The 25,619-nt window shown below is 62.0% G+C and carries 29 protein-coding genes and 1 pseudogene; 18 read left to right on the top strand and 12 right to left on the bottom strand.

The window, feature by feature from the left end; genetic code table 11:
- Positions 1 to 53 precede the first annotated feature (53 nt).
- Complete coding sequence (locus HMPREF2656_RS01230; protein ID WP_070450630.1) at positions 54 to 4,052, top strand: DNA-directed RNA polymerase subunit beta'; 3,999 nt, start codon at positions 54 to 56, stop codon at positions 4,050 to 4,052.
- 89 nt (positions 4,053 to 4,141) lie between these two features.
- Here HMPREF2656_RS01230 and HMPREF2656_RS01225 read toward each other — a convergent pair whose 3' ends face one another.
- Positions 4,142 to 4,771, bottom strand: coding sequence for a DUF1707 SHOCT-like domain-containing protein (locus HMPREF2656_RS01225; RefSeq protein ID WP_070815611.1), 630 nt, complete (start codon positions 4,769 to 4,771; stop codon positions 4,142 to 4,144).
- Between the two features lie 211 nt (positions 4,772 to 4,982).
- On the opposite strand from HMPREF2656_RS01225, the gene rpsL reads away from it, so the two are divergent.
- The 5 genes from rpsL to HMPREF2656_RS01200 all read left to right on the top strand — a co-directional run bounded on the left by rpsL (position 4,983) and on the right by HMPREF2656_RS01200 (position 10,440).
- Positions 4,983 to 5,354: a 30S ribosomal protein S12 gene (rpsL, locus tag HMPREF2656_RS01220; RefSeq protein WP_070422702.1), complete on the top strand. Its 372-nt coding sequence runs from the start codon at positions 4,983 to 4,985 to the stop codon at positions 5,352 to 5,354.
- A 3-nt stretch (positions 5,355 to 5,357) separates the two neighbouring features.
- Positions 5,358 to 5,825 carry a 30S ribosomal protein S7 gene (gene rpsG / locus HMPREF2656_RS01215; RefSeq protein ID WP_070422703.1) on the top strand — a complete coding sequence of 156 codons (468 nt, stop codon included), beginning with the start codon at positions 5,358 to 5,360 and terminating at the stop codon, positions 5,823 to 5,825.
- A gap of 198 nt (positions 5,826 to 6,023) precedes the next feature.
- Positions 6,024 to 8,144 carry an elongation factor G gene (gene fusA, locus HMPREF2656_RS01210; RefSeq protein WP_070422704.1) on the top strand — a complete coding sequence of 707 codons (2,121 nt, stop codon included), beginning with the start codon at positions 6,024 to 6,026 and terminating at the stop codon, positions 8,142 to 8,144.
- Between the two features lie 305 nt (positions 8,145 to 8,449).
- Positions 8,450 to 9,640, top strand: coding sequence for an elongation factor Tu (gene tuf / locus HMPREF2656_RS01205; protein ID WP_070422705.1), 1,191 nt, complete (start codon positions 8,450 to 8,452; stop codon positions 9,638 to 9,640).
- Between the two features lie 104 nt (positions 9,641 to 9,744).
- Positions 9,745 to 10,440: a hypothetical protein gene (locus tag HMPREF2656_RS01200; protein ID WP_070815610.1), complete on the top strand. Its 696-nt coding sequence runs from the start codon at positions 9,745 to 9,747 to the stop codon at positions 10,438 to 10,440.
- Here HMPREF2656_RS01200 and HMPREF2656_RS01195 read toward each other — a convergent pair.
- The 6 genes from HMPREF2656_RS01195 to HMPREF2656_RS01170 are packed head-to-tail and all read right to left on the bottom strand — an operon-like array spanning position 10,437 to position 13,458.
- A complete protein-coding gene (locus tag HMPREF2656_RS01195; protein ID WP_070815609.1) occupies positions 10,437 to 10,823 on the bottom strand; it encodes a hypothetical protein in 387 nt (128 codons plus the stop codon). The genes HMPREF2656_RS01200 and HMPREF2656_RS01195 overlap by 4 nt on opposite strands.
- On the bottom strand, positions 10,820 to 11,461 hold the full coding sequence (locus tag HMPREF2656_RS01190) for an Asp23/Gls24 family envelope stress response protein (RefSeq protein ID WP_070482523.1): 642 nt from the start codon (positions 11,459 to 11,461) through the stop codon (positions 10,820 to 10,822). Before HMPREF2656_RS01190 ends, HMPREF2656_RS01195 begins: the two co-directional genes overlap by 4 nt.
- A complete protein-coding gene (locus HMPREF2656_RS01185; protein WP_070815608.1) occupies positions 11,445 to 12,332 on the bottom strand; it encodes an Asp23/Gls24 family envelope stress response protein in 888 nt (295 codons plus the stop codon). Before HMPREF2656_RS01185 ends, HMPREF2656_RS01190 begins: the two co-directional genes overlap by 17 nt.
- Positions 12,332 to 12,532, bottom strand: a complete 201-nt coding sequence (locus HMPREF2656_RS01180) for a hypothetical protein (RefSeq protein WP_070422710.1) — start codon at positions 12,530 to 12,532, stop codon at positions 12,332 to 12,334. The genes HMPREF2656_RS01185 and HMPREF2656_RS01180 overlap by 1 nt, the downstream gene beginning before the upstream one ends.
- 57 nt (positions 12,533 to 12,589) lie before the next feature.
- Positions 12,590 to 12,892 carry a hypothetical protein gene (locus tag HMPREF2656_RS01175; protein WP_070570621.1) on the bottom strand — a complete coding sequence of 101 codons (303 nt, stop codon included), beginning with the start codon at positions 12,890 to 12,892 and terminating at the stop codon, positions 12,590 to 12,592.
- A gap of 2 nt (positions 12,893 to 12,894) precedes the next feature.
- On the bottom strand, positions 12,895 to 13,458 hold the full coding sequence (locus tag HMPREF2656_RS01170) for an Asp23/Gls24 family envelope stress response protein (protein ID WP_224213080.1): 564 nt from the start codon (positions 13,456 to 13,458) through the stop codon (positions 12,895 to 12,897).
- 520 nt (positions 13,459 to 13,978) lie between these two features.
- On the opposite strand from HMPREF2656_RS01170, the gene rpsJ reads away from it, so the two are divergent.
- From rpsJ to glmS, 12 genes are all read left to right on the top strand, one after another.
- Complete coding sequence (rpsJ, locus tag HMPREF2656_RS01165; protein WP_034997227.1) at positions 13,979 to 14,284, top strand: 30S ribosomal protein S10; 306 nt, start codon at positions 13,979 to 13,981, stop codon at positions 14,282 to 14,284.
- A gap of 35 nt (positions 14,285 to 14,319) precedes the next feature.
- Complete coding sequence (gene rplC / locus HMPREF2656_RS01160) at positions 14,320 to 14,976, top strand: 50S ribosomal protein L3 (protein ID WP_070422712.1); 657 nt, start codon at positions 14,320 to 14,322, stop codon at positions 14,974 to 14,976.
- The gene (gene rplD, locus HMPREF2656_RS01155; RefSeq protein WP_070815607.1) at positions 14,973 to 15,635 is read left to right on the top strand and encodes a 50S ribosomal protein L4; all 663 of its coding nucleotides are present in this window, start codon (positions 14,973 to 14,975) and stop codon (positions 15,633 to 15,635) included. Before rplC ends, rplD begins: the two co-directional genes overlap by 4 nt.
- A complete protein-coding gene (rplW, locus tag HMPREF2656_RS01150) occupies positions 15,636 to 15,941 on the top strand; it encodes a 50S ribosomal protein L23 (RefSeq protein ID WP_070422714.1) in 306 nt (101 codons plus the stop codon).
- A 39-nt stretch (positions 15,942 to 15,980) separates the two neighbouring features.
- Complete coding sequence (gene rplB / locus HMPREF2656_RS01145) at positions 15,981 to 16,814, top strand: 50S ribosomal protein L2 (protein ID WP_070422715.1); 834 nt, start codon at positions 15,981 to 15,983, stop codon at positions 16,812 to 16,814.
- Positions 16,815 to 16,830: 16 nt separating this feature from the next.
- Positions 16,831 to 17,106 (top strand): 30S ribosomal protein S19, encoded by a 276-nt coding sequence (gene rpsS, locus HMPREF2656_RS01140; RefSeq protein ID WP_018017481.1) that lies wholly within the window; start codon positions 16,831 to 16,833, stop codon positions 17,104 to 17,106.
- Between the two features lie 3 nt (positions 17,107 to 17,109).
- Positions 17,110 to 17,469, top strand: a complete 360-nt coding sequence (rplV, locus tag HMPREF2656_RS01135) for a 50S ribosomal protein L22 (RefSeq protein ID WP_070422716.1) — start codon at positions 17,110 to 17,112, stop codon at positions 17,467 to 17,469.
- The gene (gene rpsC, locus HMPREF2656_RS01130; protein WP_070422717.1) at positions 17,469 to 18,212 is read left to right on the top strand and encodes a 30S ribosomal protein S3; all 744 of its coding nucleotides are present in this window, start codon (positions 17,469 to 17,471) and stop codon (positions 18,210 to 18,212) included. Before rplV ends, rpsC begins: the two co-directional genes overlap by 1 nt.
- Positions 18,213 to 18,215: 3 nt before the next feature.
- Positions 18,216 to 18,632, top strand: coding sequence for a 50S ribosomal protein L16 (rplP, locus tag HMPREF2656_RS01125; protein ID WP_070422718.1), 417 nt, complete (start codon positions 18,216 to 18,218; stop codon positions 18,630 to 18,632).
- Complete coding sequence (rpmC, locus tag HMPREF2656_RS01120; protein WP_070422719.1) at positions 18,632 to 18,871, top strand: 50S ribosomal protein L29; 240 nt, start codon at positions 18,632 to 18,634, stop codon at positions 18,869 to 18,871. The genes rplP and rpmC overlap by 1 nt, the downstream gene beginning before the upstream one ends.
- A gap of 2 nt (positions 18,872 to 18,873) precedes the next feature.
- Complete coding sequence (gene rpsQ, locus HMPREF2656_RS01115; protein ID WP_070422720.1) at positions 18,874 to 19,158, top strand: 30S ribosomal protein S17; 285 nt, start codon at positions 18,874 to 18,876, stop codon at positions 19,156 to 19,158.
- Between the two features lie 110 nt (positions 19,159 to 19,268).
- Entirely contained in the window at positions 19,269 to 21,134 is a 1,866-nt protein-coding gene (glmS, locus tag HMPREF2656_RS01110) for a glutamine--fructose-6-phosphate transaminase (isomerizing) (protein ID WP_070570620.1), read from the top strand.
- Between the two features lie 265 nt (positions 21,135 to 21,399).
- On the opposite strand, the gene HMPREF2656_RS12945 is transcribed toward glmS, so the two are convergent.
- From HMPREF2656_RS12945 to HMPREF2656_RS01090, 5 genes and pseudogenes are all read right to left on the bottom strand, one after another.
- The gene (locus HMPREF2656_RS12945) at positions 21,400 to 21,576 is read right to left on the bottom strand and encodes a hypothetical protein (RefSeq protein ID WP_168167513.1); all 177 of its coding nucleotides are present in this window, start codon (positions 21,574 to 21,576) and stop codon (positions 21,400 to 21,402) included.
- A gap of 5 nt (positions 21,577 to 21,581) precedes the next feature.
- Positions 21,582 to 21,803 carry an antitoxin VbhA family protein gene (locus HMPREF2656_RS01105; protein WP_070815606.1) on the bottom strand — a complete coding sequence of 74 codons (222 nt, stop codon included), beginning with the start codon at positions 21,801 to 21,803 and terminating at the stop codon, positions 21,582 to 21,584.
- A 20-nt stretch (positions 21,804 to 21,823) separates the two neighbouring features.
- A pseudogene (gene thiD / locus HMPREF2656_RS01100) lies at positions 21,824 to 22,633 on the bottom strand (bifunctional hydroxymethylpyrimidine kinase/phosphomethylpyrimidine kinase); the annotation flags it as partial.
- 21 nt (positions 22,634 to 22,654) lie between these two features.
- Positions 22,655 to 24,253, bottom strand: coding sequence for a GTPase (locus HMPREF2656_RS01095; protein ID WP_210400938.1), 1,599 nt, complete (start codon positions 24,251 to 24,253; stop codon positions 22,655 to 22,657).
- A partial coding sequence (locus HMPREF2656_RS01090; protein ID WP_070815605.1) for an ABC transporter occupies positions 24,240 to 25,619 on the bottom strand: 1,380 nt, incomplete at its 5' end. The genes HMPREF2656_RS01095 and HMPREF2656_RS01090, both read right to left, overlap by 14 nt.

The following is a 25,619-nucleotide window of genomic DNA, read 5'->3' as shown; positions in this document are numbered from 1 at the left end:
CGACGATCAAACGAACGCAATAGCCAACCACTTAAAAGAAAAGGAATTTTTACGTGTTTGACGTAAACCTCTTCGATGAGCTTCGCATCGGCCTGGCCACCGCCGACGACATTCGCCGTTGGTCCCACGGCGAGGTGAAGAAGCCTGAAACCATTAACTACCGCACGCTCAAGCCGGAAAAGGACGGCCTGTTCTGCGAGCGCATCTTCGGTCCGACCCGCGACTGGGAGTGTGCCTGCGGTAAGTACAAGCGTGTCCGCTACAAGGGCATCATCTGCGAGCGCTGCGGCGTCGAGGTGACCAAGTCCAAGGTGCGCCGTGAGCGCATGGGCCACATTGAGCTGGCTGCTCCGGTGACGCACATCTGGTACTTCAAGGGTGTGCCGTCGCGTCTGGGCTACCTGCTCGACCTGGCGCCGAAGGACCTTGAGCGCATCATTTACTTCGCGGCGAACATCATCACCTCGGTTGATGACGAGGCTCGACACAACGACATGTCCACCCTCGAGGCGGAGATGTTGATGGAGAAGAAGGATGTCGAGGACGACACCAACTCCGAGATCGCCGACCGTGCGCAGAAGTTGGAGGAGGACCTCGCTGAGCTCGAGGCTTCCGGCGCAACTGCTGCTGCCCGCAAGAAGGTGCAGAACGCTGCCGATAAGGAAATGCAGCACCTGCGCGAGGCTGGCGAGCGCGAGGTTGAGCGCCTCGACGAGATCTGGACCACCTTCCAGAAGCTCGCTCCGAAGCAGATGATTATCGACGAAAACCTCTACGAGGAACTCGTCGACCGTTACGAGGATTACTTCACCGGCGGCATGGGCGCCGAGGCAATCCAGACCCTGATCCGCAACTTCGACCTCGACGCCGAGGCTGAGGAGCTGCGTGGCATCATCGCCGAGGGCAAGGGCCAGAAGAAGGTCCGCGCCCTGAAACGTCTGCGCGTTGTCGCTGCGTTCCAGCGCTCGGGCAACGACCCGGCCGGCATGATCCTCGACGCCATTCCGGTGATCCCGCCGGAGCTCCGTCCGATGGTCCAGCTCGACGGTGGCCGTTTTGCCACCTCTGACCTGAACGACCTGTACCGCCGCGTGATCAACCGCAACAACCGTTTGAAGCGCATGATCGACCTGGGTGCACCAGAGATCATCGTGAACAACGAGAAGCGCATGCTGCAGGAGTCCGTTGACGCCCTGTTCGACAACGGTCGTCGTGGCCGTCCGGTCACCGGCCCGGGCACCCGTCCGCTGAAGTCCCTGTCTGACCTGCTCAAGGGCAAGCAGGGCCGCTTCCGCCAGAACCTGCTGGGTAAGCGTGTGGACTACTCCGGCCGTTCCGTGATTATCGTCGGCCCGCAGCTGAAGCTGCACGAGTGTGGTCTGCCGAAGCGTATGGCGCTCGAGCTGTTTAAGCCGTTCGTGATGAAGCGCCTCGTCGATAATGACTACGCGCAGAACATCAAGTCCGCCAAGCGCATGGTGGAGCGTCAGCGCCCTGAGGTGTGGGACGTCCTCGAAGAGGCGATTTCCGAGCACCCAGTGCTGCTCAACCGTGCACCGACCCTGCACCGTCTGGGTATCCAGGCGTTCGAGCCGAAGCTGGTCGAGGGTAAGGCAATTCAGCTGCACCCGCTGGCCTGTGAAGCATTCAACGCCGACTTCGACGGTGACCAGATGGCAGTCCACCTGCCGCTGTCCGCAGAGGCGCAGGCTGAGGCCCGCATCCTGATGCTGTCCTCCAACAACATCCTGTCCCCGGCATCCGGCAAGCCGCTGGCAATGCCGCGCCTGGACATGGTGACCGGCCTGTACTTCCTGACCATGCTCAAGGGCCCGCAGGAGATCGGCGGCGAGGGCGCATATGCACCTGCCGACGAAAACGGCCCGGAGCGCGGCGTCTACTCGTCCTACCGTGAGGCCATCATGGCTTACGACCTGGGCGTGCTTGGCCTGCAGGCACCGATCAAGGTGCGCATCGATCACCTGCGTCCGACGGAGGAGATCGAGGCAGAGCAGTTCCCGGATGGTTGGACGAAGGGTCAGCCGTGGATGATGGAGACCACCCTTGGTCGCATCATGTTCAACGAGCTCATGCCGTTTAACTTCCCGTACCAGGAAGGCGCCATGGTCCGTAAGGGCGGTGGCGGCGGCAAGGTGCTGCTCGGCGACATCATCCAGTCCATGGTTGAGCAGTACCCGATGATCACCGTCGCTCAGGTGCTGGACAAGATGAAGGACGCTGGCTTCTACTGGTCCACCCGTTCCGGCGTCACCATCTCCATGTCCGACGTGCTGATTCTCCCGAACAAGAACGAAGTCCTCGAGCAGTACGAGAAGGAAGCCGAGGCCATCGAGCGCAAGTTCTGGGAGAAGGGCGCGCTTACGGAGGAGAACCGTTACGACCGTCTGGTCGAGCTGTGGCAGGATGCCACCAACAAGGTTGGTCAGGCCGTCGAGGACCTGTACCCGGACGACAACCCGATTCCGATGATCGTGAAGTCCGGTGCTGCAGGTAACATGCGTCAGATCTGGACCCTGGCCGGCATGAAGGGCATGGTCGTGAATTCGCGTGGTGAGTACATCACGCGCCCGATCAAGACCTCTTTCCGCGAAGGCCTGTCCGTGATGGAGTACTTCAACAACTCCCACGGTTCCCGTAAGGGTCTTGCCGATACCGCTCTGCGTACCGCTGACTCGGGCTACCTCACCCGTCGTCTGGTGGACGTGGCGCAGGACGTCATCGTCCGCGAGGAGGACTGTGGCACCCGTCAGGGCGTCAAGGTTCCTGTTGCCGTGGAAAACGCTGGCGTTTTCCACCGCCACGACCTGGTCGAGACCTCTGTCTCCGGCCGCGTTCTGGCTGCGGATGCCACCGACGCTGATGGCAAAGTCATCGCCGAGGCTGGTACCGAGTTGAGCGAGCAGCGTATCGACGACCTCGTGGCCGCCGGCATCACCGAGGTCAAGGTTCGCTCCGTGCTGACCTGCCAGACCCCGACCGGTGTCTGCGCGAAGTGCTACGGCAAGTCCATGGCCTCCGGTCACCTCGTCGACATCGGCGAAGCCGTCGGCATCGTGGCTGCACAGTCCATTGGTGAGCCGGGTACTCAGCTGACCATGCGTACCTTCCACCAGGGTGGTGTCGGTGGCGACATTACCGGTGGTCTGCCGCGTGTCCAGGAGCTCTTCGAGGCCCGCGTTCCGAAGAACCGCGCCCCGATCGCTTCCGTGGCCGGCACGATCTCGCTCGAGGACGAGGGCAACTTTTGGACCCTGACCATCCACCCGGATGACGGTTCCGACGTGGTGGTCTACGAGAAGCTGTCCAAGCGCCAGGGCCTGGCCCAGGTTCGCCGCCCGATGGAGTCCAACCCGGACGCCATGATCGAGCGTGGCCTGCGCGAGGGTGACCACGTCGAGGTGGGCGAGCGCCTGCTTCGCGGTGCTGCTGACCCGCACGACGTGCTCGAGGTTCTCGGCCGTCGCGGTGTGGAGAAGCACCTTATCGACGAGGTCCAGGCCGTGTACCGCACCCAGGGTGTGTCCATCCACGACAAGCACATCGAGATCATCATCCGCCAGATGCTGCGTCGCGGCACCGTGATCGACTCGGGTACCACCGAGTTCCTCCCGGGCACGCTCGTGGACCTGTCGGAGGCACGCCAGGTCAACGCCGCTGCTGTGGCAGACGGTGGCGAGCCGGCCGAGATGCGCTCCGAGATCATGGGCATCACCAAGGCATCGCTGGCTACCGAGTCCTGGCTGTCGGCCGCGTCCTTCCAGGAGACCACCCGTGTGCTCACGGACGCTGCGATTAACAAGCGTTCCGACAAGCTCATCGGCCTGAAGGAGAACGTGATCATCGGTAAGCTGATCCCGGCTGGTACCGGTATCTCCCGCTACCGCAACATCCAGGTCAAGCCGACCGAGGCGGCACGCTCCGCGGCGTACGCCATCCCGACCTTCGGCGATTCCATCTACGGCGACGAAGGCTACGGCGAATTCACCGGCGCTTCGGTGCCGATGGAAGAGTTCGGCTACGAGGAGCTCTAAAGGCAGCCCCAGCATTCTGGCTTAGCTAGGTCTGCTTCAAAGCCCGGCATCCCCGCTGAGGGGAGGCCGGGCTTTTTGTTGTGCTGATACTAAATGTGAGCACCACGGGCTGCGCGCACGATTCCTACGCCACCCATGAGTGCGAGCCCGCGAACATGGATGACCGGAGCATCGGCGGGAATCTCAGCGAGAGAAAACCTGCACGACGAGTGGGTTTCCACCCCGAAACCACCCATGATTCCAATTCCTGCATCGACGACTCGGACATCGTCTGGCACGATGATCTCGATGCCACCCATGATGGCGAATGCGTTGATCTCGGTCTCGTGAGAACTCAACCTCGCCTCGCGCAGATCGATTGAGCTTCCGCCCATCACGGTGAAGGAGGTGTGCGTTGGAGCTACCAACCAGTCGCCGCCTCGCTCGCTGCCTCCCATGACTGCAAGGCTGAAGCCGGAGCCGCCGGATTCGCCGGTGACGTAGTTCCTCACTCCTGAAGGGCGCTGGGCCGGAGGATGGGGTTGGGCGGTGACGGGGGAGAGATCGTCGATAAGCGCAGGAAGCTCATCGACAAAGGTTGCCTCGTAGAGCATGCGGGAGCGCTCGTCGAACTCGTTGACGGTGAGCTGTCCATCGACGAATGCATCGTGAAGGAAGGCGGCGGCACGGTCGCGTTCCGCGCTGCTCAGTCGCTTACGGGGGAGGTTCGCATCGCTCATGCCACGAAAGCTAGCACGGATTTGCCGTCATGCCTTGGCGTGTTGTAAATTATCTGAGGTTTCGCCCGTGTGAATCGGTGCGAAGTTAAACGAACTCCATGCGACTCGTTCACTAGGTAGTTCATGCAAACGGCAGGGCCCCGGAAGAAGAGCCCCTATTTTTGCATGTATGGCCATGTGTGAGCGGGACGCGCGAACAGAAAGGGCTTGAATGCCTACTATTCAGCAGCTGGTCCGCAAGGGCCGCCACTCCAAGAGCGCGAAGGTGGCTACTGCTGCGCTGAAGGGCTCCCCGCAGCGCCGCGGCGTGTGCACCCGCGTGTACACCACCACCCCGAAGAAGCCGAACTCTGCACTGCGTAAGGTCGCCCGTGTGCGCCTGACCTCCGGTGTCGAGGTTTCCGCTTACATTCCGGGCGAGGGCCACAACCTGCAGGAGCACTCCATGGTGCTCGTGCGCGGCGGCCGTGTGAAGGACCTCCCGGGTGTGCGCTACAAGATCGTTCGTGGCGCCCTCGACACCCAGGCAGTGAAGGACCGTAAGCAGGCACGTTCCCGCTACGGCGCGAAGAAGGGACAGTAATCAATGCGTAAGCAGCAAGCACCGAAGCGTCCCATCGTTAAGGATCCGGTATACGAGTCCGAGCTGGTCACCCAGCTTGTGAACAAGATCCTGCAGGACGGCAAGAAGTCCACCGCCGAGCGCATCGTCTACGGCGCACTCGAGATCTGCCGCGAGAAGACCGGCACCGATCCGGTGGGCACCCTGGAAAAGGCTATCGGCAACGTTCGCCCGGACCTCGAGGTTCGCTCCCGCCGTGTTGGTGGCGCAACCTACCAGGTCCCGGTTGACGTCAAGCCGGAGCGCTCCACCACTCTCGCCCTGCGTTGGCTGGTCACCTTTACCCGCCAGCGTCGTGAGAACTCGATGATCGAGCGTCTCGCCAACGAGATCCTGGATGCTTCCAACGGTCTCGGCGCATCCGTGAAGCGTCGCGAGGATGTCCACAAGATGGCAGAGGCCAACCGCGCCTTCGCCCACTACCGCTGGTAAGAGCTGGAAGCGAGATGATCGTCGGCAGACCCCGAAACTGCATATGTGTCCCCTCGTGGGGCCCGCGTTTTCGGGGTTTTCGTCGATAAGCACAAGCTCGCGCTGCCATTTGAGCAACAAAGTGGCAGAATTGACTAACGACAACTAACCGACAAAGACGCTTCACCGCGTCGACGACATTAAGTTGGGGTAACAAACGTGGCACAAGAAGTGCTTAAGGACCTGCACAAGGTCCGCAACATCGGCATCATGGCCCACATTGACGCCGGTAAGACCACCACCACCGAGCGCATCCTGTTCTACACGGGCATCAACCGCAAGGTCGGCGAAACCCACGACGGTGGCGCAACCACCGACTGGATGGATCAGGAGAAAGAGCGCGGCATCACCATTACGTCCGCAGCTGTGACCTGTTTCTGGAACAACAACCAGATCAACATCATTGACACCCCGGGTCACGTGGACTTCACCGTTGAGGTGGAGCGCTCCCTGCGCGTGCTCGATGGTGCTGTTGCCGTGTTCGACGGCAAGGAAGGCGTTGAGCCGCAGTCCGAGCAGGTGTGGCGTCAGGCTGCGAAGTACGACGTCCCGCGTATCTGCTTCGTCAACAAGATGGACAAGCTGGGTGCAGACTTCTTCTACACCGTTGGCACCATCGTTGACCGTCTCGGCGCTAAGCCGTTGGTAATGCAGATCCCGATCGGCGCTGAGGACGACTTCGACGGCGTAGTCGACCTGCTCGAGATGAAGGCTCTGCAGTGGCCGGGCAAGGTCGAGACCGGCACGCCGCCTCAGATCACCGAGATCCCGGAGGACCTCAAGGAGCTCGCAGAAGAGTACCGCGAGAAGCTTCTCGAGACCGTTGCTGAGTCCGACGAAGAGCTCATGGAGAAGTACTTCGGTGGCGAAGAACTCACCATCGAGGAAATCAAGGGCGCCATCCGCAAGCTCACCGTGAACTCCGAGATCTACCCGGTGTTCTGCGGTACCGCATACCGCAACAAGGGCATCGAGCCGATCCTCGACGCTGTTGTTGACTACCTGCCGAGCCCGCTGGACATCGGCGAGGTGCGTGGCACCTCCGTCGACGGCTCCGAGGAACTCTTCCGTAAGCCGTCCGTCGAAGAGCCGTTCTCCGCACTGGCCTTCAAGATCGCCGTGCACCCGTTCTTCGGCAAGCTCACCTACGTGCGCGTCTACTCCGGCCAGGCTATTCCGGGCGAGCAGATGCTCAACTCCACGAAGTCCAAGAAGGAGCGCGTGGGCAAGCTCTTCCAGATGCACGCGAACAAGGAGAACCCGGTCGAGCACGCAGACGCCGGCAACATCTATGCGTTCATCGGCCTGAAGGAAACTACGACCGGCGACACGCTGTGCAACCCGGATCACCCGATCATCCTCGAGTCCATGGACTTCCCGGACCCGGTTATCCAGGTGGCCATCGAGCCGAAGACCAAGGCTGACCAGGAGAAGCTCGGTACCGCTATTCAGAAGCTTGCTGAAGAGGACCCGACCTTCACCGTCCAGCTCGACGAAGAGACCGGCCAGACCGTCATCGGCGGCATGGGCGAGCTCCACCTCGACGTGCTGGTGGACCGCATGAAGCGCGAGTTCAAGGTTGAGGCAAACATCGGTTCCCCGCAGGTTGCTTACCGCGAGACCATTCGTAAGAAGGTCGAGTCCCTCGACTTCACCCACAAGAAGCAGACCGGTGGTTCGGGCCAGTTCGCAAAGGTCATCGTCACCATCGAGCCGTACAACCCGGATCCGGAGACCCTGGAAGAGGGCGAGTCCGCAACCTACAAGTTCGAGAACGCCGTCACCGGTGGTCGTGTGCCGAAGGAATACATCCCGTCCGTCGACGCTGGTATCCAGGACGCAATGCAGTACGGCTACCTCGCTGGCTACCCGCTGGTGAACATCAAGGCCACCCTCGAGGATGGCGCTTACCACGACGTCGACTCTTCGGAAATGGCGTTTAAGATCGCTGGCTCCCAGGTCCTCAAGGAAGCTGTTGCTAAGGCGAAGCCGGTTCTGCTTGAGCCGGTCATGGCTGTTGAGGTCGTAACCCCGGAGGAGTACATGGGCACCGTTAACGGTGACATCAGCTCCCGCCGTGGCCAGGTCTACGCCATGGAAGATCGCTCCGGCGCAAAGGTCGTCCGTGCGAAGGTGCCGCTGTCCGAGATGTTCGGCTACATCGGCGACCTGCGTTCCTCGACCGCTGGCCGTGCAAACTTCACCATGGTGTTCGACTCCTACGCTGAGGTTCCGCAGAGCGTTGCGCAGGAGATCATCGAGAAGCGCAACGGCAACTAAGCCGCCTTCTCCCGCCAGCTGCGTGCCAGCAGCTGGCGTACAAGGGAGAACCCCTAGCGGGGTAGCGGTCGCGCTGAGACAACGAAACAACGGGCGTTGTCTGAGCCGGCCGTTACCCTCTAGGTTGGTCCGGGGAATCGGATCGGCCAGTTTGAAAAACGGCCTTTTTGAACCTAGGATCTTGTAACTGGCACATTGTGAAATGGCTCCCGTCGCTATATCCGTTTTGGGCTGTAGCGGTTGGGCGTAAGCAAACCACGTGGCTGCGAAGGTCGTAGCCACCATGAAGTCCAGGAGGACAATCAGTGGCAAAGGAAAAGTTCGAGCGCACTAAGCCGCACGTGAACATCGGCACCATTGGTCACGTCGACCACGGCAAGACCACCACCACCGCTGCGATCACCAAGGTACTGGCAGACCAGTACCCGGAGGAGAACAAGGCCTTCGACTACGCGATGATCGATAAGGCTCCGGAGGAGCGCGAGCGCGGCATTACCATCAACATCTCCCACGTGGAGTACAACACCCCGAAGCGTCACTACGCACACGTCGACGCCCCGGGCCACGCCGACTACATCAAGAACATGATTACCGGCGCTGCTCAGATGGACGGCGCAATCCTCGTGGTTGCTGCTACCGACGGCCCGATGCCGCAGACCCGTGAGCACGTTCTGCTCGCTCGCCAGGTTGGCGTTCCGTACATCCTCGTTGCACTGAACAAGTGCGACATGGTCGACGACGAAGAGATCATCGAGCTCGTCGAGATGGAGGTCCGCGAGCTTCTGGCTGAGCAGGACTACGACGAGGAAGCTCCGATCGTCCACATCTCCGCTCTCAAGGCTCTCGAGGGCGATGAGAAGTGGGTTCAGTCCATCGTCGACCTCATGCAGGCTTGCGATGACTCCATCCCGGATCCGGAGCGCGAGACCGACAAGCCGTTCCTGATGCCGATCGAGGACATCTTCACCATTTCCGGCCGCGGCACCGTGGTTACCGGTCGTGTGGAGCGTGGCGTTCTCAACCTCAACGACGAGGTCGAGATCATCGGTATCCGCGAGAAGTCCCAGAAGACCACCGTCACCTCCATCGAGATGTTCAACAAGCTTCTCGACACCGCTGAGGCTGGCGACAACGCTGCACTGCTGCTGCGTGGTCTGAAGCGCGAGGACGTCGAGCGCGGCCAGGTCATCATCAAGCCGGGCGCTTACACCCCGCACACCAAGTTCGAGGGCTCCGTCTACGTGCTGTCCAAGGACGAGGGCGGCCGCCACACCCCGTTCTTCGACAACTACCGTCCGCAGTTCTACTTCCGCACCACCGACGTGACCGGTGTTGTGAAGCTGCCGGAGGGCACCGAGATGGTTATGCCGGGCGACAACGTCGACATGACCGTCGAGCTCATCCAGCCGGTCGCTATGGACGAGGGTCTGCGCTTCGCTATCCGCGAGGGCTCCCGCACCGTCGGCGCTGGCCGCGTTACCAAGATCCTCGACTAATTCGAGTCGATCTGACGTAACCGTCGGATAAACGCCAAGGCCGCCTCTCCCGTTTGGGAGGGGCGGCCTTTTGCATGCCCTGAGGGTGGTTTATGGTCTGAGGCGTGCAGGACCCAACACGTATCCCGAAGATTCTGGCCGCGCTTCAAGAGGTTTGGGAGGGGCAACCAGATTTGAGCCTCGGCCAATTATTTGGGGTACTGGGCAATCGTGGGCTGGGGTGGGACTCAACTGACGCAGAGGCGCTCGCAGTTCTTCAGCAGCTCTCTCAGGAGCATCCTTCGCTTGTCGACAACACCTCCGCCCCCATTACCTTCACCACCGTCGAACCGCACCTTCAGGTTACCTTGGTGGACGGAAATGTGGTGGTGCGAAGCGCGGCGCACCCAGGGCGAATGCCGTCGGTGTGGCGGTATGCGTCGATGCGACGTACCGGTCCGGGGTTACCGCTCGTGTTAACTGATGTGGAGGGGGTGGAACATCGGCTGGGGATTGTCCGTCATTTGAAGCTTTTTACGCCGGGGGAGAGTCGCTCGTTGGCGGGATTGCTGCAAGATAGCGTAGGAGCGAACCGGTGGTTGGTGGCGCTGGAAGATGGAGCAAGGGCTGTGGTCGGCAGCCGGATCCGTCGTTGGGTACAGGCGCGTCGTGATGTTGACGTGGATACCTTCGCCTGGGCACGCATTCTTCAATGCGAGGCGGGGGCGGACATGACAATCGCCCCAGCCTGCGGCGGGGAGCCGGTGGTGCTGGGGCGAGTTACCGCGGTGTTGCCGCTGGAAGTTCAGGAGGAAGCCTAGACAGCCGCGTCGCTATGGACTTCGTCGAGACGCTGGATGGTGTTGCAGGCTGCCTCGGCGACGCGCTGAACGTTGATTACCGTGTCACCGTGCGCGGCATCGGCTGGCACGATGTTGCCGTTGGAGAACGCGCGGGAGCGTAGATTTGCAAGCAAGATCCACAATCCCAACACGGCCAGGACAATAGCGGCGGCGATAAGCGCCTTGGTATACCAGTCCTCGTAGGCGAGGTACGTCACGCGGCTGCGGTCGATGTCGCGGAGGAAATCGCTCAGGTACGGGATTTCCCAGTACTCCGCAATGGGGAATAGGGCCACAACGACCATCAACAGGCCGAGCAGGAACGTGACCAGACGGTTGAAGAAGCTCAATGTTTTGGTCATCGGTGCACCTCCGGGGGACGGACGTCGGACACTTCGGGCGTCGACTGCGCCGTGGTGGTGACTTGTGCCTGAGGCGTTTCCTTAGGCAACACCTTCACGGACACCGCAGGAGGCGCGGCGAGGCTCTTGAGCTCGCTGTTGAGCGATCGCGTGATGCGTTCTTGCATTGCGGGGCCGGAGCCGTCGTCGACAACCTGTACCTTGACCGACTTGCGGGTCGCCTTGGAGCGTACTTGCTCGCCACCGAGGTCGCTGTGAACCGTGTTGGTGGACTTTCGTGCCACATCGACGGGACGGGTCCAGATAGACACCGGGGAGTTCACTCGGACAAACCGGTGCGGGCGGGGTTTGAGCGCAACCACGATGAGCACAAGGCCGACCAAGGCCAGCAGGCACGCAATGATGACGGCGGGGATCTCTGTGGTGAACGAGCCGAGGAACTCAAACGCGCGACCAAACCAGGACTGCTCGGGTGATTCCGACTCGTAGGTGTAGTACCAGAGGTCACGCGCGCCGACACCTGCTAAAGCGATGAGGAGCAGGCTGATGAGGACTGCGATCCAGCGCGATGCAGGGGTGCCTAGCGGTTCGTCGCCGGGGTGTGGCCCGACTGGGCGGGCGCTAGTTGGTTCGGTCATAGTACTTCACCACCGGTTCTATCGTGATCTGCTGAAGTGGCTTCGGCTGTGGGGCCTGTGGGATGACCACGGGCTTCGGAGCCGGGCCGCGCGGGCTTGTTGGGCGCGCACTGGGCTGGATTGTCACCGGCTTGAGCGGCTGCCTATCTACGGTGATATCGCGCAACGGGCGCTGCCACGGCACCTCAACCGGCCGCATGTGCCCGAACGCCTTGACAGCGATCGGGGAGAGGGGCTGCAACGCTGGCAGCGACGGGGCGCGCAGAGCCACGGGCATGGGCGTCTCTGGGGCGAACGGCTCGAGTGGCTCGGGCACGTCAACGCCAGAAACGGTGACCGGTTGGGGCTGCTTCGGTGTTCGTACGCTTGGGGGAGTTGGTGTGGTGACGGCACGCATGTCGTCGACAAGCGATCGCGCTTCGATCGGCGCCAGTTCCTCGCGCTCGCTGGTAACGGGGTGCGTGATCTCGGTGGGAGAAACCTGGATGGGCTCTGGGATGATGAAAGCATCGTGGGTCGCAACATCGTCCCAGGTCACACGGGAACCATCCTCGATCGATTCGACGTTGGCAACGGTGACGTTGACGCGGGAGACATCCATCCCTGTGAGGGTGCGGATGTGGGCGATGATGGTGGCGCGCACAGCGTCCGTAATCGCCGCGACGGGCGCGGGATAGGACGTGGCAATCTCGGCATCGATGGCGACAAGGCCCGTCGTGCGGTCGATGTGTGCCTCGATGCGCGGAAGGCTGCGGCCCGCCAGGCCCGCCAATTTCGCGTCGATGTTGCGGGATCCCGGCACTGTTGAGGCCGCCACTTCCGCCACGCGCTCGATGGTGCGTTCGCTGACGTGGTAGAAGGAAGTGTCCATTAGCTATTGCTCCGGCCGGTTCCGTTGCCGATGATGCTGGCTAGGTCGAGGCGGCCGTCGAGTTGGGCGCCTACTACGCCGCCGAGGATGGTAAACAGCAGCAGCCAGAGTAGGCCGGCCCAGCCACCGAATGTGACGAAGAAGGCAACGATGACGCCGATGATGACGCCGGTCAGTGCCTTGTTGGCAAAGAGATTCATTGTTAAACCACGTTTCGGGTTGTTGTGTGAGGTGCGGGGGCGTAGCCCGTGTTGCTGCTATTGCGCATCGCCGGCGATGACGTCCACGAACTCGGCGTCCGAAGCGCTCAGTGCTGCGGCGCGTACGTCTTCGGCGACCTCGTGGACGTTGCGTCCTGAGGCGACGTCGAAGGTGAAGTGGACTTCGAGGCCTGCTTTGCCGTTGCGTGAGGCAGATCGGATGCCTTCGATGCGTTGGTGCGGCAAGTAGGTTGCGATTTCGCCGAGTCGGCCGCCGTAGAGTTTTGCTACTCCGTTGACGGCGAGTGTGGCGTCGCGGACGCCCTCCGCAACCTCTCGGGTAACGGGGGTGTTGGCCATGATTACTGGATCTGCTGGTTTACAGACTGGTTGACTGCCTGGTAGTTGCCGTCGTCGTAGTTCTCACCTGCGGTCTCCTGCTCCGGCAGGTTGACGTCGTGGACGGTGACATCGACGCGGTCGACGATCAGGCCGGTCATGCGGGTGATGGCGACGGTGATGTTTTCGCGAATGGCGTTTGCAAGCTCGTGGATGGCGACACCGTACTCGGCGATGATGGCAACTGCGACGGATGCGTGGCCGTCCTCGACTGCCACATTGACGCCCTGCTGGACGTTGGTGGAGGAGGTCAGGGACTCGCGGACTGCGCCCCACATGCGGGCTGCGCCGCCGCCGAGGTTGTGGACGCCGGAGACTTCGCGTGCTGCGATGCCGGCGATCTTGCCAACAACGTTGTCGTCGATAACAGTGCTGCCGTGCTCGGTTTCGAGGTTTTCGTTGCGCGGGCGCTGCTTCTCGGTCTCGGTTGCGGTCGAGGTGGTTGCTGGGGTGTTCTTTGCAGTGTTGTTTGCAGCGTTGTTTGCGTTCTGGTCGGCCATGACGGTCCTTTCAACTGTGATGTTCATGTTCCGAGTGCGCCTATATAGATGACGCGCACGGTATGGGAACAAGGGTACACAGGTTGTCGTCGTCAAGCGGGCTTGCGTTGGTGGCAACCTTGTGTTTTAATACGCAGGTTGCCTTGACATGGGTTGACGGAAGTCGGCCGGTGGCTCGGCAAACATGACACCTTCCAGTCGGAATACCGGTGAAGGGGCCATGGCAAATAAACAGCGGCAGTACGCGAGGGTCACGCACCCTTCCGTGTCTGATACCCGGGCATATTGCTTGTCGACGATGACGTGTCGGCCAACAACGTGCCTTGGCGGAAGCACTGAGCGTCGGCGCGTTTATTGCGCAGGTCTCAACTTCCGGATGTGTCATGACAGTCAGAAAAGACACTGGCGTTGAGCCAAGGGCCCAGCCCGGACAACGTTATAGAGAAACTAGAAGCTACAAACCCCACCGCTTCGGCCCGTTTCTCACTCCGTTCGAAACGAGCGGGAGAGAGAAGGACGAACGTGGGGATGCGAGGAAGAGGTAAGCGTGGCGGGACAGAAGATCCGCATCAGGCTGAAGGCCTACGATCACGAGGCGATCGACGCATCCGCGAAGAAGATCGTCGAGACGGTCACCCGTACGGGTGCCCGCGTCGTCGGCCCGGTGCCGTTGCCAACCCAGAAGAACGTGTACGCCGTGATTCGTTCTCCCCACAAGTACAAGGATTCTCGCGAGCACTTCGAGATGCGCACTCACAAGCGCCTCATCGACATTCTCGACCCGACGCCGAAGACGGTAGACGCGCTTATGCGCATTGATCTGCCGGCCAGCGTCGACGTGAACATCCAGTAGAGCAATCCCCAACGTAAGTAGTGGAGAACTAACACATGTCTGACAACCAGATCAAGGGCATTCTGGGCAAGAAGCTCGGCATGACCCAGATCTTCGACGAGGAGAACCGCGTTATCCCGGTTACCGTCGTCGAGGCTGGGCCGTGCGTTGTCACCCAGATCCGTACCCCTGAGACCGATGGCTACTCCGCCATCCAGATCGCTTACGGCGACATCGATCCCCGTAAGGCTAAGAAGCCGCAGGCTGGCCACTTCAAGAAGGCTGGCGTCAACCCGCGTCGCTACGTTGCTGAGATCCGCATGGACGACACCTCGGGCTACGAGCTCGGCCAGGAGTTCAATGCAACGATCTTCGAAGGCGACACCTTCGTCGACGTCGCAGGCACCACCAAGGGCCACGGCTACGCCGGTGCCATGAAGCGCCACGGCTTTGCCGGCCAGGGTGCTTCCCACGGTAACCAGGCTGCCCACCGTCGTGTGGGTTCCATCGGCGCCTGCGCGACCCCGGGTCGCGTGTTCAAGGGCACCCGTATGGCTGGCCGCATGGGCGGTAACCGCGTTACCACCCAGAACCTGAAGATTCAACGCATCGACGGCGACAACAACCTCATCCTGATCAAGGGCGCCATCCCTGGCGCAAAGGGTTCCGTTGTTACCGTCAAGACCGCAGTGAAGGGCGGTGCTCACGCATGACGAAGCTGACGCTTGACGTCCACACCGCAGACGGAGCTACCAAGGGTTCCGTCGACCTGCCGGCCGAGTACTTCGACCGCGAGGTATCCGTGGCACTCATGCACCAGGTTGTGAATGCACAGCTTGCTGCTAAGCGCCAGGGCACCCACGCAACGAAGACCCGCGGCATGGTTTCCGGCGGCGGCAAGAAGCCGTTCCGCCAGAAGGGCACCGGTCGCGCCCGTCAGGGTTCGATCCGTGCTCCGCACTACACCGGTGGTGGCATTGTGCATGGTCCGCAGCCGCGTTCCTACGCACAGCGCACCCCAAAGAAGATGATCAAGGCTGCCCTCGCCGGCGCTTTGACCAACCGTGCGCAGAACGAGCGCATCCACATCGTGGAGGATCTCGTCCCGGGCCAGACCCCGTCGACGAAGTCCGCTCGTGCATTCATCGAGCGCCTCACCGACCGCAAGTCGGTCCTGCTGGTGATCGGCCGTGATGATCAGAATTCCCGTCTCTCCGCAAGGAACCTGCCGGGCGTCCAGATCATTGAGCCGGCTCAGCTGAACACCTACGACGTCCTCAACGCTGATGACGTTGTGTTCTCGGTCGAGGCACTCCACACCTTGATCAACCGCGGCGCAGCTGTTGCCGCCGCTGCGGAGGAGGAGAAGTAAATGGCAAAGATCGCTAACCCGCGCGACATCATCATCGCCCCGGTGCTCTCTGAGAAGAGCTACGGCCTGATGGAGCAGAACACGTACACCTTCTACGTGTCCCCGTCCGCGAACAAGACCCAGATCAAGATTGCCGTGGAAGAGATTTTCGGCGTCGACGTCGCTTCGGTGAACACCGTCAACCGTGAGGGCAAGCGCAAGCGCTCCCGCACCGGTTTCGGTAAGCGTAAGGACACCAAGCGCGCCTACGTCACTCTCCGCGAGGGCAGCGACTCCATCGACATCTTCGGCGGTGCGACCGCGTAACCCGCGGCTCGCTGAAGAGACGATAGAAAAGGAACCACTATGGCTATTCGTAAGTACAAGCCGACAACTCCGGGTCGCCGTGCCAGCTCCGTGTCCGCGTTCGACGAGATCACTCGTTCGACCCCGGAAAAGACGCTGCTGCGCCCGCTCCCGAAGAAGGGTGGCCGTAACACCCACGGCCACATCACCACTCGTCATCGCGGCGGCGGCCACAAGCGTCGCTACCGTGTGATCGACTTCCGCCGCTCCGACAAGGACGGCGTGCTGGCAAAGGTTGCTCACATCGAGTACGACCCGAACCGCACCGCGAACATCGCACTGCTGCACTACTACGACGGTGAGAAGCGCTACATCATCGCCCCGAAGGGCCTGAAGCAGGGCACCATCGTCGAGGCTGGTCCGAACGCGGACATCAAGGTTGGCAACAACCTGCCGCTGCGCAACATCCCGACCGGTACGACCATCCACGCTGTGGAGCTCAAGCCGGGCGCAGGCGCAAAGCTGGCTCGTTCCGCTGGCGCGTCCATCCAGCTGCTGGGTAAGGAAGGCAACTACGCAGTTTTGCGTATGCCGTCTTCCGAAATCCGCCGCGTGGACATCCGCTGCCGTGCAACTGTTGGTGAGGTCGGCAACGCTGACCAGATCAACATCCGTTGGGGCAAGGCTGGTCGTATGCGCTGGAAGGGCTGGCGCCCGACCGTGCGTGGTGTGGTTATGAACCCGGTCGACCACCCGCACGGTGGTGGCGAGGGCAAGACCTCCGGTGGTCGTCACCCGGTCTCGCCGTGGGGCCAGAAGGAAGGCCGCACCCGCAACCCGAACCGCTATTCCAACAACATGATCGTGCGACGTCGTCGCTCGAAGAAGCGCTAAGAGGAGGTAAACAGACATGCCACGTAGCCTTAAGAAGGGCCCGTTCGTCGACGAGCACCTCCTCAACAAGGTGGATGCTCAGAACGAGGCAGGCACCAAGCAGGTCATCAAGACCTGGTCGCGCCGTTCGACCATTCTCCCCGATTTCATCGGTCACACTTTCGCCGTCCACGACGGTCGTAAGCACGTGCCGGTGTTCGTGGACGAGTCCATGGTTGGCCACAAGCTCGGCGAGTTTGCACCGACCAAGACCTTTAAGGGTCACGTCAAGGAACAGAAGGGACGTCGATAAGCAATGGCTGACACCATCACCACTGCATCCGCGACTGCCAAGTTCGTTCGCGTCTCTCCGATGAAGGCACGCCGCGTGCTTGCTCTCATCCGCAACAAGTCGGTTGCTGAGGCACTCGCCATCCTGAAGTACGCCCCGCAGGGTGCGTCCAAGGACGTTGCAAAGGTTGTTGCTTCCGCAGCAGCCAACGCGGAGAACAACTTCGGCCTGGATCCGCGCACGCTCGTCATTGCCGAGTGCTACGCAAACGAGGGCCCGACCATGCGTCGTTTCCAGCCGCGTGCACAGGGTCGCGCATTCCAGATCCGGAAGCGCACCTCTCACATCACCGTTGTTGTCGAGTCCAAGGAAGGGGCCAAGTAATGGGCCAGAAGATTCACCCACACGGCCTGCGCCTGGGTATCACTTCCGACTGGAAGTCCCACTGGTACGCCGACAAGAACTACGCCGAGTACGTCGCTGAGGACATCAAGGTCCGCGAGTGGCTCGAGAAGAACCTCGAGCGCGCTGGCATCTCCGATGTTGTCATCGAGCGCACCCGCGACCGCGTCCGTGTGGACATCCACACCGCACGTCCGGGCATTGTCATCGGCCGTCGCGGCGCTGAGGCTGACCGTATTCGCCGTGAGCTGGAGAAGCTGACCGGCAAGATGGTTGCACTGAACATCCTCGAGGTGAAGAACGTCGATGCAGACGCCACCCTGGTTGCTCAGTCCATCGCCGAGCAGCTGGTCAACCGTGTCGCGTTCCGTCGCGCCATGCGTAAGGCCATCCAGTCCGCTATGCGTAACCCGCAGGTCAAGGGCATCAAGGTTATGACGTCCGGCCGTCTCGGCGGCGCGGAAATGTCCCGTGTCGAGCGCTACCACGAGGGTCGCGTTCCGCTGCACACGCTGCGCGCGGAGATCGACTACGGCACTGCAGAAGCACACACCACCTTCGGCGTCATTGGCGTCAAGGTGTGGATCTACAAGGGCGACGTCGTCGGTGGCGTCCGCGAGTCTGAGCTCAATGCACCGAGCAACGATCGTCGTGGACGTGGCGACCGTCGCCCGCGCCGCGGCGGCCAGCGTCGCCGGGCGGCAGAGCAGAAGAAGGAGGGCTAATTCATGCTCATCCCTAAGCGCGTGAAATACCGCCGCCAGCACCGCCCGACCCGTTCTGGCGTGTCCAAGGGTGGCAACCAGATCAACTTCGGCGACTACGGCCTGCAGGCCCTCGAGCCGGCGTACATCACGAACCGCCAGATCGAGTCTGCCCGTATTGCTATCAACCGCCACGTCAAGCGTGGTGGCAAGGTCTGGATCAACATCTTCCCGGATCGTCCGCTGACCCAGAAGCCGCTCGGCGTGCGTATGGGTTCCGGTAAGGGCCCGGTGGAGAAGTGGGTGGCCAACGTCAAGCCTGGCCGCATCCTGTTCGAAATGTCCTACCCCAACGAGGAAACTGCCATTGAGGCGCTGCGCCGTGCAGGTGCGAAGCTGCCGTGCAAGGTCCGCGTCATCAAGAAGGAGGACCAGTTCTAATGGCTAACGGTACCCCCGCATCTGAGTTCCGCGAGCTCAACGACGACGAGCTGAAGGGCCGCCTCAACGAGGCGAAGGAAGAGCTGTTCAACCTGCGCTTCCAGCTTGCAACCGGCCAGCTGACCAACAACCGCCGCATCTCCACCGTGAAGCGCGACATCGCTCGCATCTACACGGTGCTGCGCGAGCGTGAGCTTGGTCTGTCCGTCGTCCCGGAGTCCACGGGAGCTGAGGCATAACCATGAGTGAGGCAAACGTGACTGAGAACACCAAGGACAAGGCCGTGCAGAAGCGCCGCCGTGGCTACGTCGTGTCCGACAAGATGGACAAGACGATCGTCGTCGAGGTTGAGGACCGCAAGTCCCACGCCCTCTACGGCAAGATCGTGCGTACCACGAAGCGCGTCAAGGCTCACGACGAGAACAACACCGCTGGTGTTGGCGATCTCGTCCACATCGAGGAGACGCGTCCGCTGTCGAAGGACAAGCACTTCCGTCTCGTCGACATCATCGAGAAGGCTCGCTAAAAGCTAGTCGCTTCTCGACGACTCCACCGCCCCGGGTTGGCTACCAACCCGGGGCGGTTTTTGCGTTTTCAACTTTTTCTGCGCCCTTACACAAGGGTACGATTTCCCGCATGTGTGGAATCGTTGGATATGTAGGCGCAAACGCGACAACGCGTGACGCGAAAGACGTAATCATCGATGGTCTTCGCCGCCTCGAATACCGCGGGTACGACTCCGCAGGTGTTGCGGTGGTGAACGACCAGTCGATCGAATGCCGGAAGAAGGCCGGCAAGGTAGCGGATCTCGAAGCGGAGATTGCTAACAACCCCATCGCAGCATCGAACCTGGGCATCGGGCATACCCGGTGGGCGACCCACGGCGGTCCGACGGATGCGAATGCTCACCCGCATGTGGTGGGAGATGGCCGTATGGCAGTGGTGCACAACGGCATCATCGAAAACTTTTCGCATTTGAAGGCTGAGCTCGCAGAGAAGGGCTACACCTTCAAGTCTGAAACCGATACTGAGGTTGCTGGCACGCTGCTGCTGGATATCTACAACACGGAAGCGGACGGGGATCTGACCCGTGCGATGCAGTTGGCAGCGAACCGTCTGGAGGGCGCGTTCACCCTGCTCGCCATCCACCCGGACCATCCAGACCGCATTGTTGCGGCGCGTTGGAACTCCCCGCTGGTGATCGGTGTAGGCGAGGGCGAGAACTTCCTGAGCTCCGACGTCGCTGGCTTCATTGAGTTCACCCGTGACGCGGTGGAGATGGACAACGGCCAGATTGTGACGTTGACGGCTGATGGCTACGACGTGATTGACTTCGACGGCACCCCCGCCGAGGCGAAGCCGTTCAAGGTTGAGTGGGATGTCACCGCTGCGGAGAAGGGTGGCTACAACTCCTTCATGGAGAAGGAGATCCATGATCAGCCGGGTGCCGTCCGCGACACGCTTTACGGTCGCTTCGACGAAGATGGCAAGTTGATGTTGGACGAGTTGCGTATCGACGAATCCGTGCTGCGCTCCATCAACAAAATCATCATCGTCGCTTGCGGTACTGCGTCGTACGCGGGCCAGGTGGCGCGTTACGCCATCGAACACTGGTGCCGTATCCCGACGGAAGTGGAGCTCGCCCACGAGTTCCGCTACCGCGACCCGATTGTCAACGAGCAGACTCTCGTCGTTGCCGTTTCCCAGTCCGGAGAGACCATGGACACGCTGATGGCTGTCCGTCACGCACGTGAGCAGGGCGCGAAGGTCGTCGCTATCTGCAACACCGTGGGCTCCTCGATCCCGCGTGAGGCGGATGCGTCGCTGTACACCTACGCAGGCCCGGAGATCGCTGTGGCGTCGACGAAGGCGTTCATCTCCCAGATTGTCGCGGCGTATCTGCTGGCGCTGTACCTGGCGCAGGTGCGTGGCAACAAGTACGCCGATGAGATCCGTCAGATCATCGGCGAGCTGGAGCTGATGCCGGAGAAGATCCAGCGCGTGCTGGACAACGAAAACCAGGTCAAGCAGTTGGGCCAGGATATGGCGGATGCAAAGTCCGTGCTCTTCCTTGGCCGCCACGTCGGCTTCCCGGTCGCCCTCGAGGGCGCGCTGAAGCTCAAGGAGGTTGCTTATTTGCACTCCGAGGGCTTCGCTGCAGGCGAGTTGAAGCACGGTCCGATCGCGCTGGTCGAAGAAGGCCAGCCGGTGTTCGTCATCGTGCCGTCGAAGAAGTCGCGCCACAACCTGCACGCCAAGGTCGTCTCCAACATCCAAGAGGTGCGCGCCCGTGGTGCCGTGACCATCGTGATCGCGGAAGAGGGCGACACGGATGTGGAGCAGTTTGCCAACCACATCATCCGCATCCCGGAGTCCCCGGGTTTGCTGCAGCCACTCTTGGCGACGATCCCGTTGCAGATCTTCGCCTGCGCCGTCGCAGAAGCACGCGGCCTGAACGTGGACCAGCCGCGTAACCTGGCCAAGTCCGTCACGGTGGAGTAGAAGCTACCGACCGCGCCAGGGCGCCCCGGGATTGGCGCTGCGGTATTTCATCATCTGGTGGAAGATCTCCGCAGCACCAGCCCGCTGGCCCAGGGTTGCGCTGAGCGTACCTGTGTTGTCAGGCTGGAACACAGGAGACCGGCAGTTTCGCGATCCGGCCCATCACTCGGTCGAGTTCAGCCTCAACGTATCGCGCTCGACACATCGCCATGCCCATCGCACCAACTTCCTCGGTGCGGATCTGGCCCGCCCAGGGGTAAATGTCCTACATGAGGTAATGGTGTGTGGACTGCAGAGATTCACGTGTGAATTCGATCAGCAGTGGACCGTTTTCGAGCTCGCCGAGTCGTTGAGGCGCGAGGTTGCCAGCGATGCGGTCCAGCACAACCGGGTCTGTTAGCCCGAATAGGTTTTCCGGGGCCTCGTTGCTTCGTCGTGCCATGGCGTTTAGGCAGCTCCGGTGATACGTTGCCGCAGTTCACGTGCACGAGGCGTGTTTCCCAGGCCTTCCCTTTCGAGCACCTGTAGCACGGCCTCGTCGGCCGAGATATCTCCTCGCAGCTGTCGTCGCAGAAACGCCTCGTCCTCTGCGGACATGGGTTGGCCCGCCATGATCATCGAGGCATTCACGGCGGCGACCTTCTGATCTTCGTTGCGCGGGTCAGTCATGCAGGTGATTCTAGCGGTTCGGCGAGGCGGTAGAGCTGGTGGAAGTGGTGCACCGGCCCGTGGCCCTGGCCCACCTCGAGGTCGTCGGCGTGGGCGATGGCTTCGTGGAGCCAGGCGGAAGCCCACTCGACGGCGGCGGGGGCGTCGTCGAGAACAAGCCGGGTTGCAAGGGCTGCGGAGAGAGAACAGCCGGTGCCGTGGGTGTTTTTTGTGCGCACGCGGGGCACGTCCGCGATGTGGGTGTCGCCGTCGGGGGTGATCAGCGCGTTGGAGGCGTGGTCGCCGGTGAGGTGCCCGCCTTTGACCAGGACGGACACGTTCGCATCTGCTGCGTATCGACGACCCTGGGAAACCGCTTCGTCGAATGTGGTGGCGGGGGTGTCGTCGCAAAGCACTGCGAGCTCGGGGATGTTCGGGGTGACCACGGTGGCGTGCTCACGAACGAGGGTGCGCAGGGCGTCTTCGGCATCCTCGGTGAGGAGGCGATCGCCGGAGGTGGCGACCATGACGGGATCGACAACAACGACGGGGACCGGGTGCTGAGCGAGGAATGCGGAGACAGTGCGGGTTGTGGCTGCGTCGCCGAGCATGCCGATCTTGACGGCGTCCACGGTGACGTCGTCGAACACCGAATCCAACTGCGCGCGCAAGAACGACTGGGGTGGGGTGTGGATCTCGCGCACACCTTGTGTGTTCTGGGCGACCAGCGCGGTGACCACGCACATGCCGTAGCCACCTGCGGCGGCGATGGACTTCAGATCAGCTTGAATGCCGGCACCGCCTGTGGGGTCGGTGCCGGCAATGGAGAGAACTCTTGGGATGCGTGCCATAGGCACTGACGCTACCCGGAACTACCCAGCGGCGAGGGCGATGCGCTCGGCAAAACGGGAATAGTCTTCGCGGATAGCCAACAGCGGCTGGGACACAGCAGTTTCGGAGGCCGCGGCCACCTCTTTTTGGATGGCGTAGCGCGTTCGGCGTTTCACCCCGGATCCCAACATGCCGCCGAATGCTGCGGATATCAATCCGATGATTACACCGGTGAGTAAGCCAGCCATGATCAGCAGGGTAGGAATCGGCCAGCCTTCTACATCCGGTACCAGATCGGTGCCGAGCAGCGGTGTGAGCACGCCCGGCACGAAGGCGACCAGCAGGTACCACAGCACGCCGATCAGGGCGGCGAGCAGCGCAAACCACTGGAAGATGGTCAGCACTGCCCAGCCCTTGGACGGCTCCGCGGGCAGTTTCGCACGGGCCACAGCGCGGTCCAGTTCGGCGGGAAGGCCGGTGGAGATCTCCTCGGACCGGTCCGCCACGGCCGCAGCCCACTCGTGTGGCAGCCCTTCGCCAACGGCGGTGGCGTAATCGCGAAGACCCGAGTTGGCTACGGCTTTGGAGGCGGCGTCGAGTTCCGGCATGGAGGTGCGGTGCACGCCCAGTTCGTCGGGATCCTCGCGCAGCCCTAAGCGACGAAGCGGGTCGGGTTTGAAGCGGGTGATCCAGGAGGTCAGCAGCCAGCCGGTGCGTTGGCGCAGGCGTTTGCGGTAGGCGGCAGCGGTGATGCCCGCGATGCGTTCTGCACCCGCGGCCTTGGTCAGTGCGGTGTCGAGGTCACGCTTGGCGTGCTTGTCCACACCACCGGCCCCCTTCGTTCCAGCGTAGGGGGCGGCAACGGAAGCAATGTCGGCCTCGATGCGGGCAGTCTGCGCATTGTGGGCCTTTGCCACGCGCGCGATCGCGCCGCGCAGGTCTTCGATACCAGCGCCGGTCAGGGTGGAGGTGGGGATGACGTGGACGTTGGTCAGGCCGTCGTCGCGAAGCAAGCCCGCATAAGAGCCAGCTACGGTGTCCACGTCGCGCTCCGCCAAAAGGTCGGCTTTGTTCAGCACTGCCAGTGTGACCGCGGAGTGGTTCGCGTGCGGGCGGATGAACTGGTCATGGATGACACTGTCGGCGTACTTCTCGGGGTCGGACACCCACACGAGCACGTCGACCTGGCCGGCGAGGCGTTCGGCGATGACGCGGTTGGAGGCCTCTACCGAGTCGAAGTCGGGAAGATCCAGCAGGATCAGCGGGCCAGCATTTTTGGCAAACTCGCCTTGGCGCTCGCGGCGGTCTTCCACGCCGAGCCAGCCCAGGAGTTCCTCAGAGCCTTCCGGCTGCCAGATTGCGGCCAGGGGAGAGGACGTGGTTGGGCGGCGCGCCGCTGCTTTGCCCAGGTCTTCGCCGACAACGGCGTTGAACAGCGAGGTTTTACCGGAACCGGTCGCGCCGAAAAATCCCACGACGGTGTGCTCGGCGGACAGGGCGCGACGCTCGGCGCCAGCCTTGGCCACGCGTTCTAGGCGTTCGCGTTGCTCGCCGGACAGGTACGGTGCACTAATTTCGGCAGCGTCCTCGAGCGCGCTCAGCCGTTCGCTCAGCCCAATCTTTTTGCTAAACAGTGCCATTGTCGGACCCCTTTCGGAAGTTGCCGCGAAGCTGGTCAAACAGGCCGCGCAGGGTGCTGTTGTTCAGGTCGTCGTTGGGGGTGTCGTCGATACGCGCGGGCACTTGCTTGTCGACGACCCCCAGCAGCTTCGCATCCACCGCCCGGCGAGCCTGCTGGGAGGCATCGCGGATCTGCTCGGCCGTTGCGCCTTCGAGCAACGGGTCGGTGAACACGTGGTAGCGGTCGCGCTCGGCAGCAAAGAGTCCACCAAGGCGCTCGTTGAGGTCGTTGCGGGCCTGAGTGACCATGCGGCGCACCGTGTCTTCGCCGAAGATGGTCTCCAAAAGTTTCTGGCCAAGTACCGCAGAACCGCCCGCGATGGCCACCTCGCCGCCAGTCAAACCTGCGGTGGAGGCGAACACTGTAAGCATGAGTGCCACGGTGACCACGTTGAGCCCAAAGGACATGAGACGGGCGCGCTGACGCTTATCGCCAGCAGTGTCCTGGATGTGTCCGACGAGTTCTTGCTGCCAGTCTCGCACCAGTTTCGCCGCCTGATCGGAAATGTCGGTGCTGGCGCGTGCGAGAGCTGGATCGGCGTCGGTGCGCAGCTCAGGCGCGACCGCACCGGTATGCGCCCAGGCGCGCGATGCTGCGGATTCGGCAGCATCGACGATAACGGCGTGCAGACCAGACTCGATCTCGGTCTCCACCTCACGCAGCGGAGCGGGCTGACCGGTGAAGAAACTGCCCACCTTATCTATTGCGCTGCTGAACCAGCGCTCGAATCCACGGAACACGTCAGAGGTACCGATGACGTCCTGCCAGCGGTCCATGACCTCGGAGCGCAGCAACTGTCCGTCGGAAGTCGCGTCGATGACCTGACGGTTGGCGGTGGTGTAAAACTCGTGGATCGATGCGTCGAGCTGGTTGGCAAACGCCTCCTGACGCTCACGGCGGCCGACCAAGGTATCCACTCGATCAAGCGCAGTCTGAACCGCGCCGGCCACAGTCTTGCCAGCCACGTCGCGCCGGGCGACGGTGTCCTCGGCGAGTGTGGTCAGGTAATCGCGCAGTGAAGCGACAAGGTCTTCGGCGAGAAACTCCCCGGACTCTCCAGACTTCTCCGCGCCAAGGTCCGCGACGAACGGCACAGTAAAGACTGTTGCGTCGTGCAAGCCAGCCTCATTCATCATGCGGCGCAGATCGTCCGGCACGGTTTCGGCTGCCTTCTCGTCCAGGCGGTTGAGTACCACCACAACTTCGATGCCGCGGCCAGCGGCGTCGTGGAGGAAGTTCCACACAAGTTGATCGGCGTAGCGCGCCGGGGTGGTGACGAACACCCACAGATCCGCAGCCGCAAGGAGCTGACTTGCCAGGGCGCG

Origin of the sequence: Corynebacterium sp. HMSC034B08 (genome assembly GCF_001835805.1) — a bacterium.
Classification (GTDB): domain Bacteria; phylum Actinomycetota; class Actinomycetes; order Mycobacteriales; family Mycobacteriaceae; genus Corynebacterium; species Corynebacterium coyleae.
This window is presented reverse-complemented; position numbering and strand designations above follow the sequence as displayed.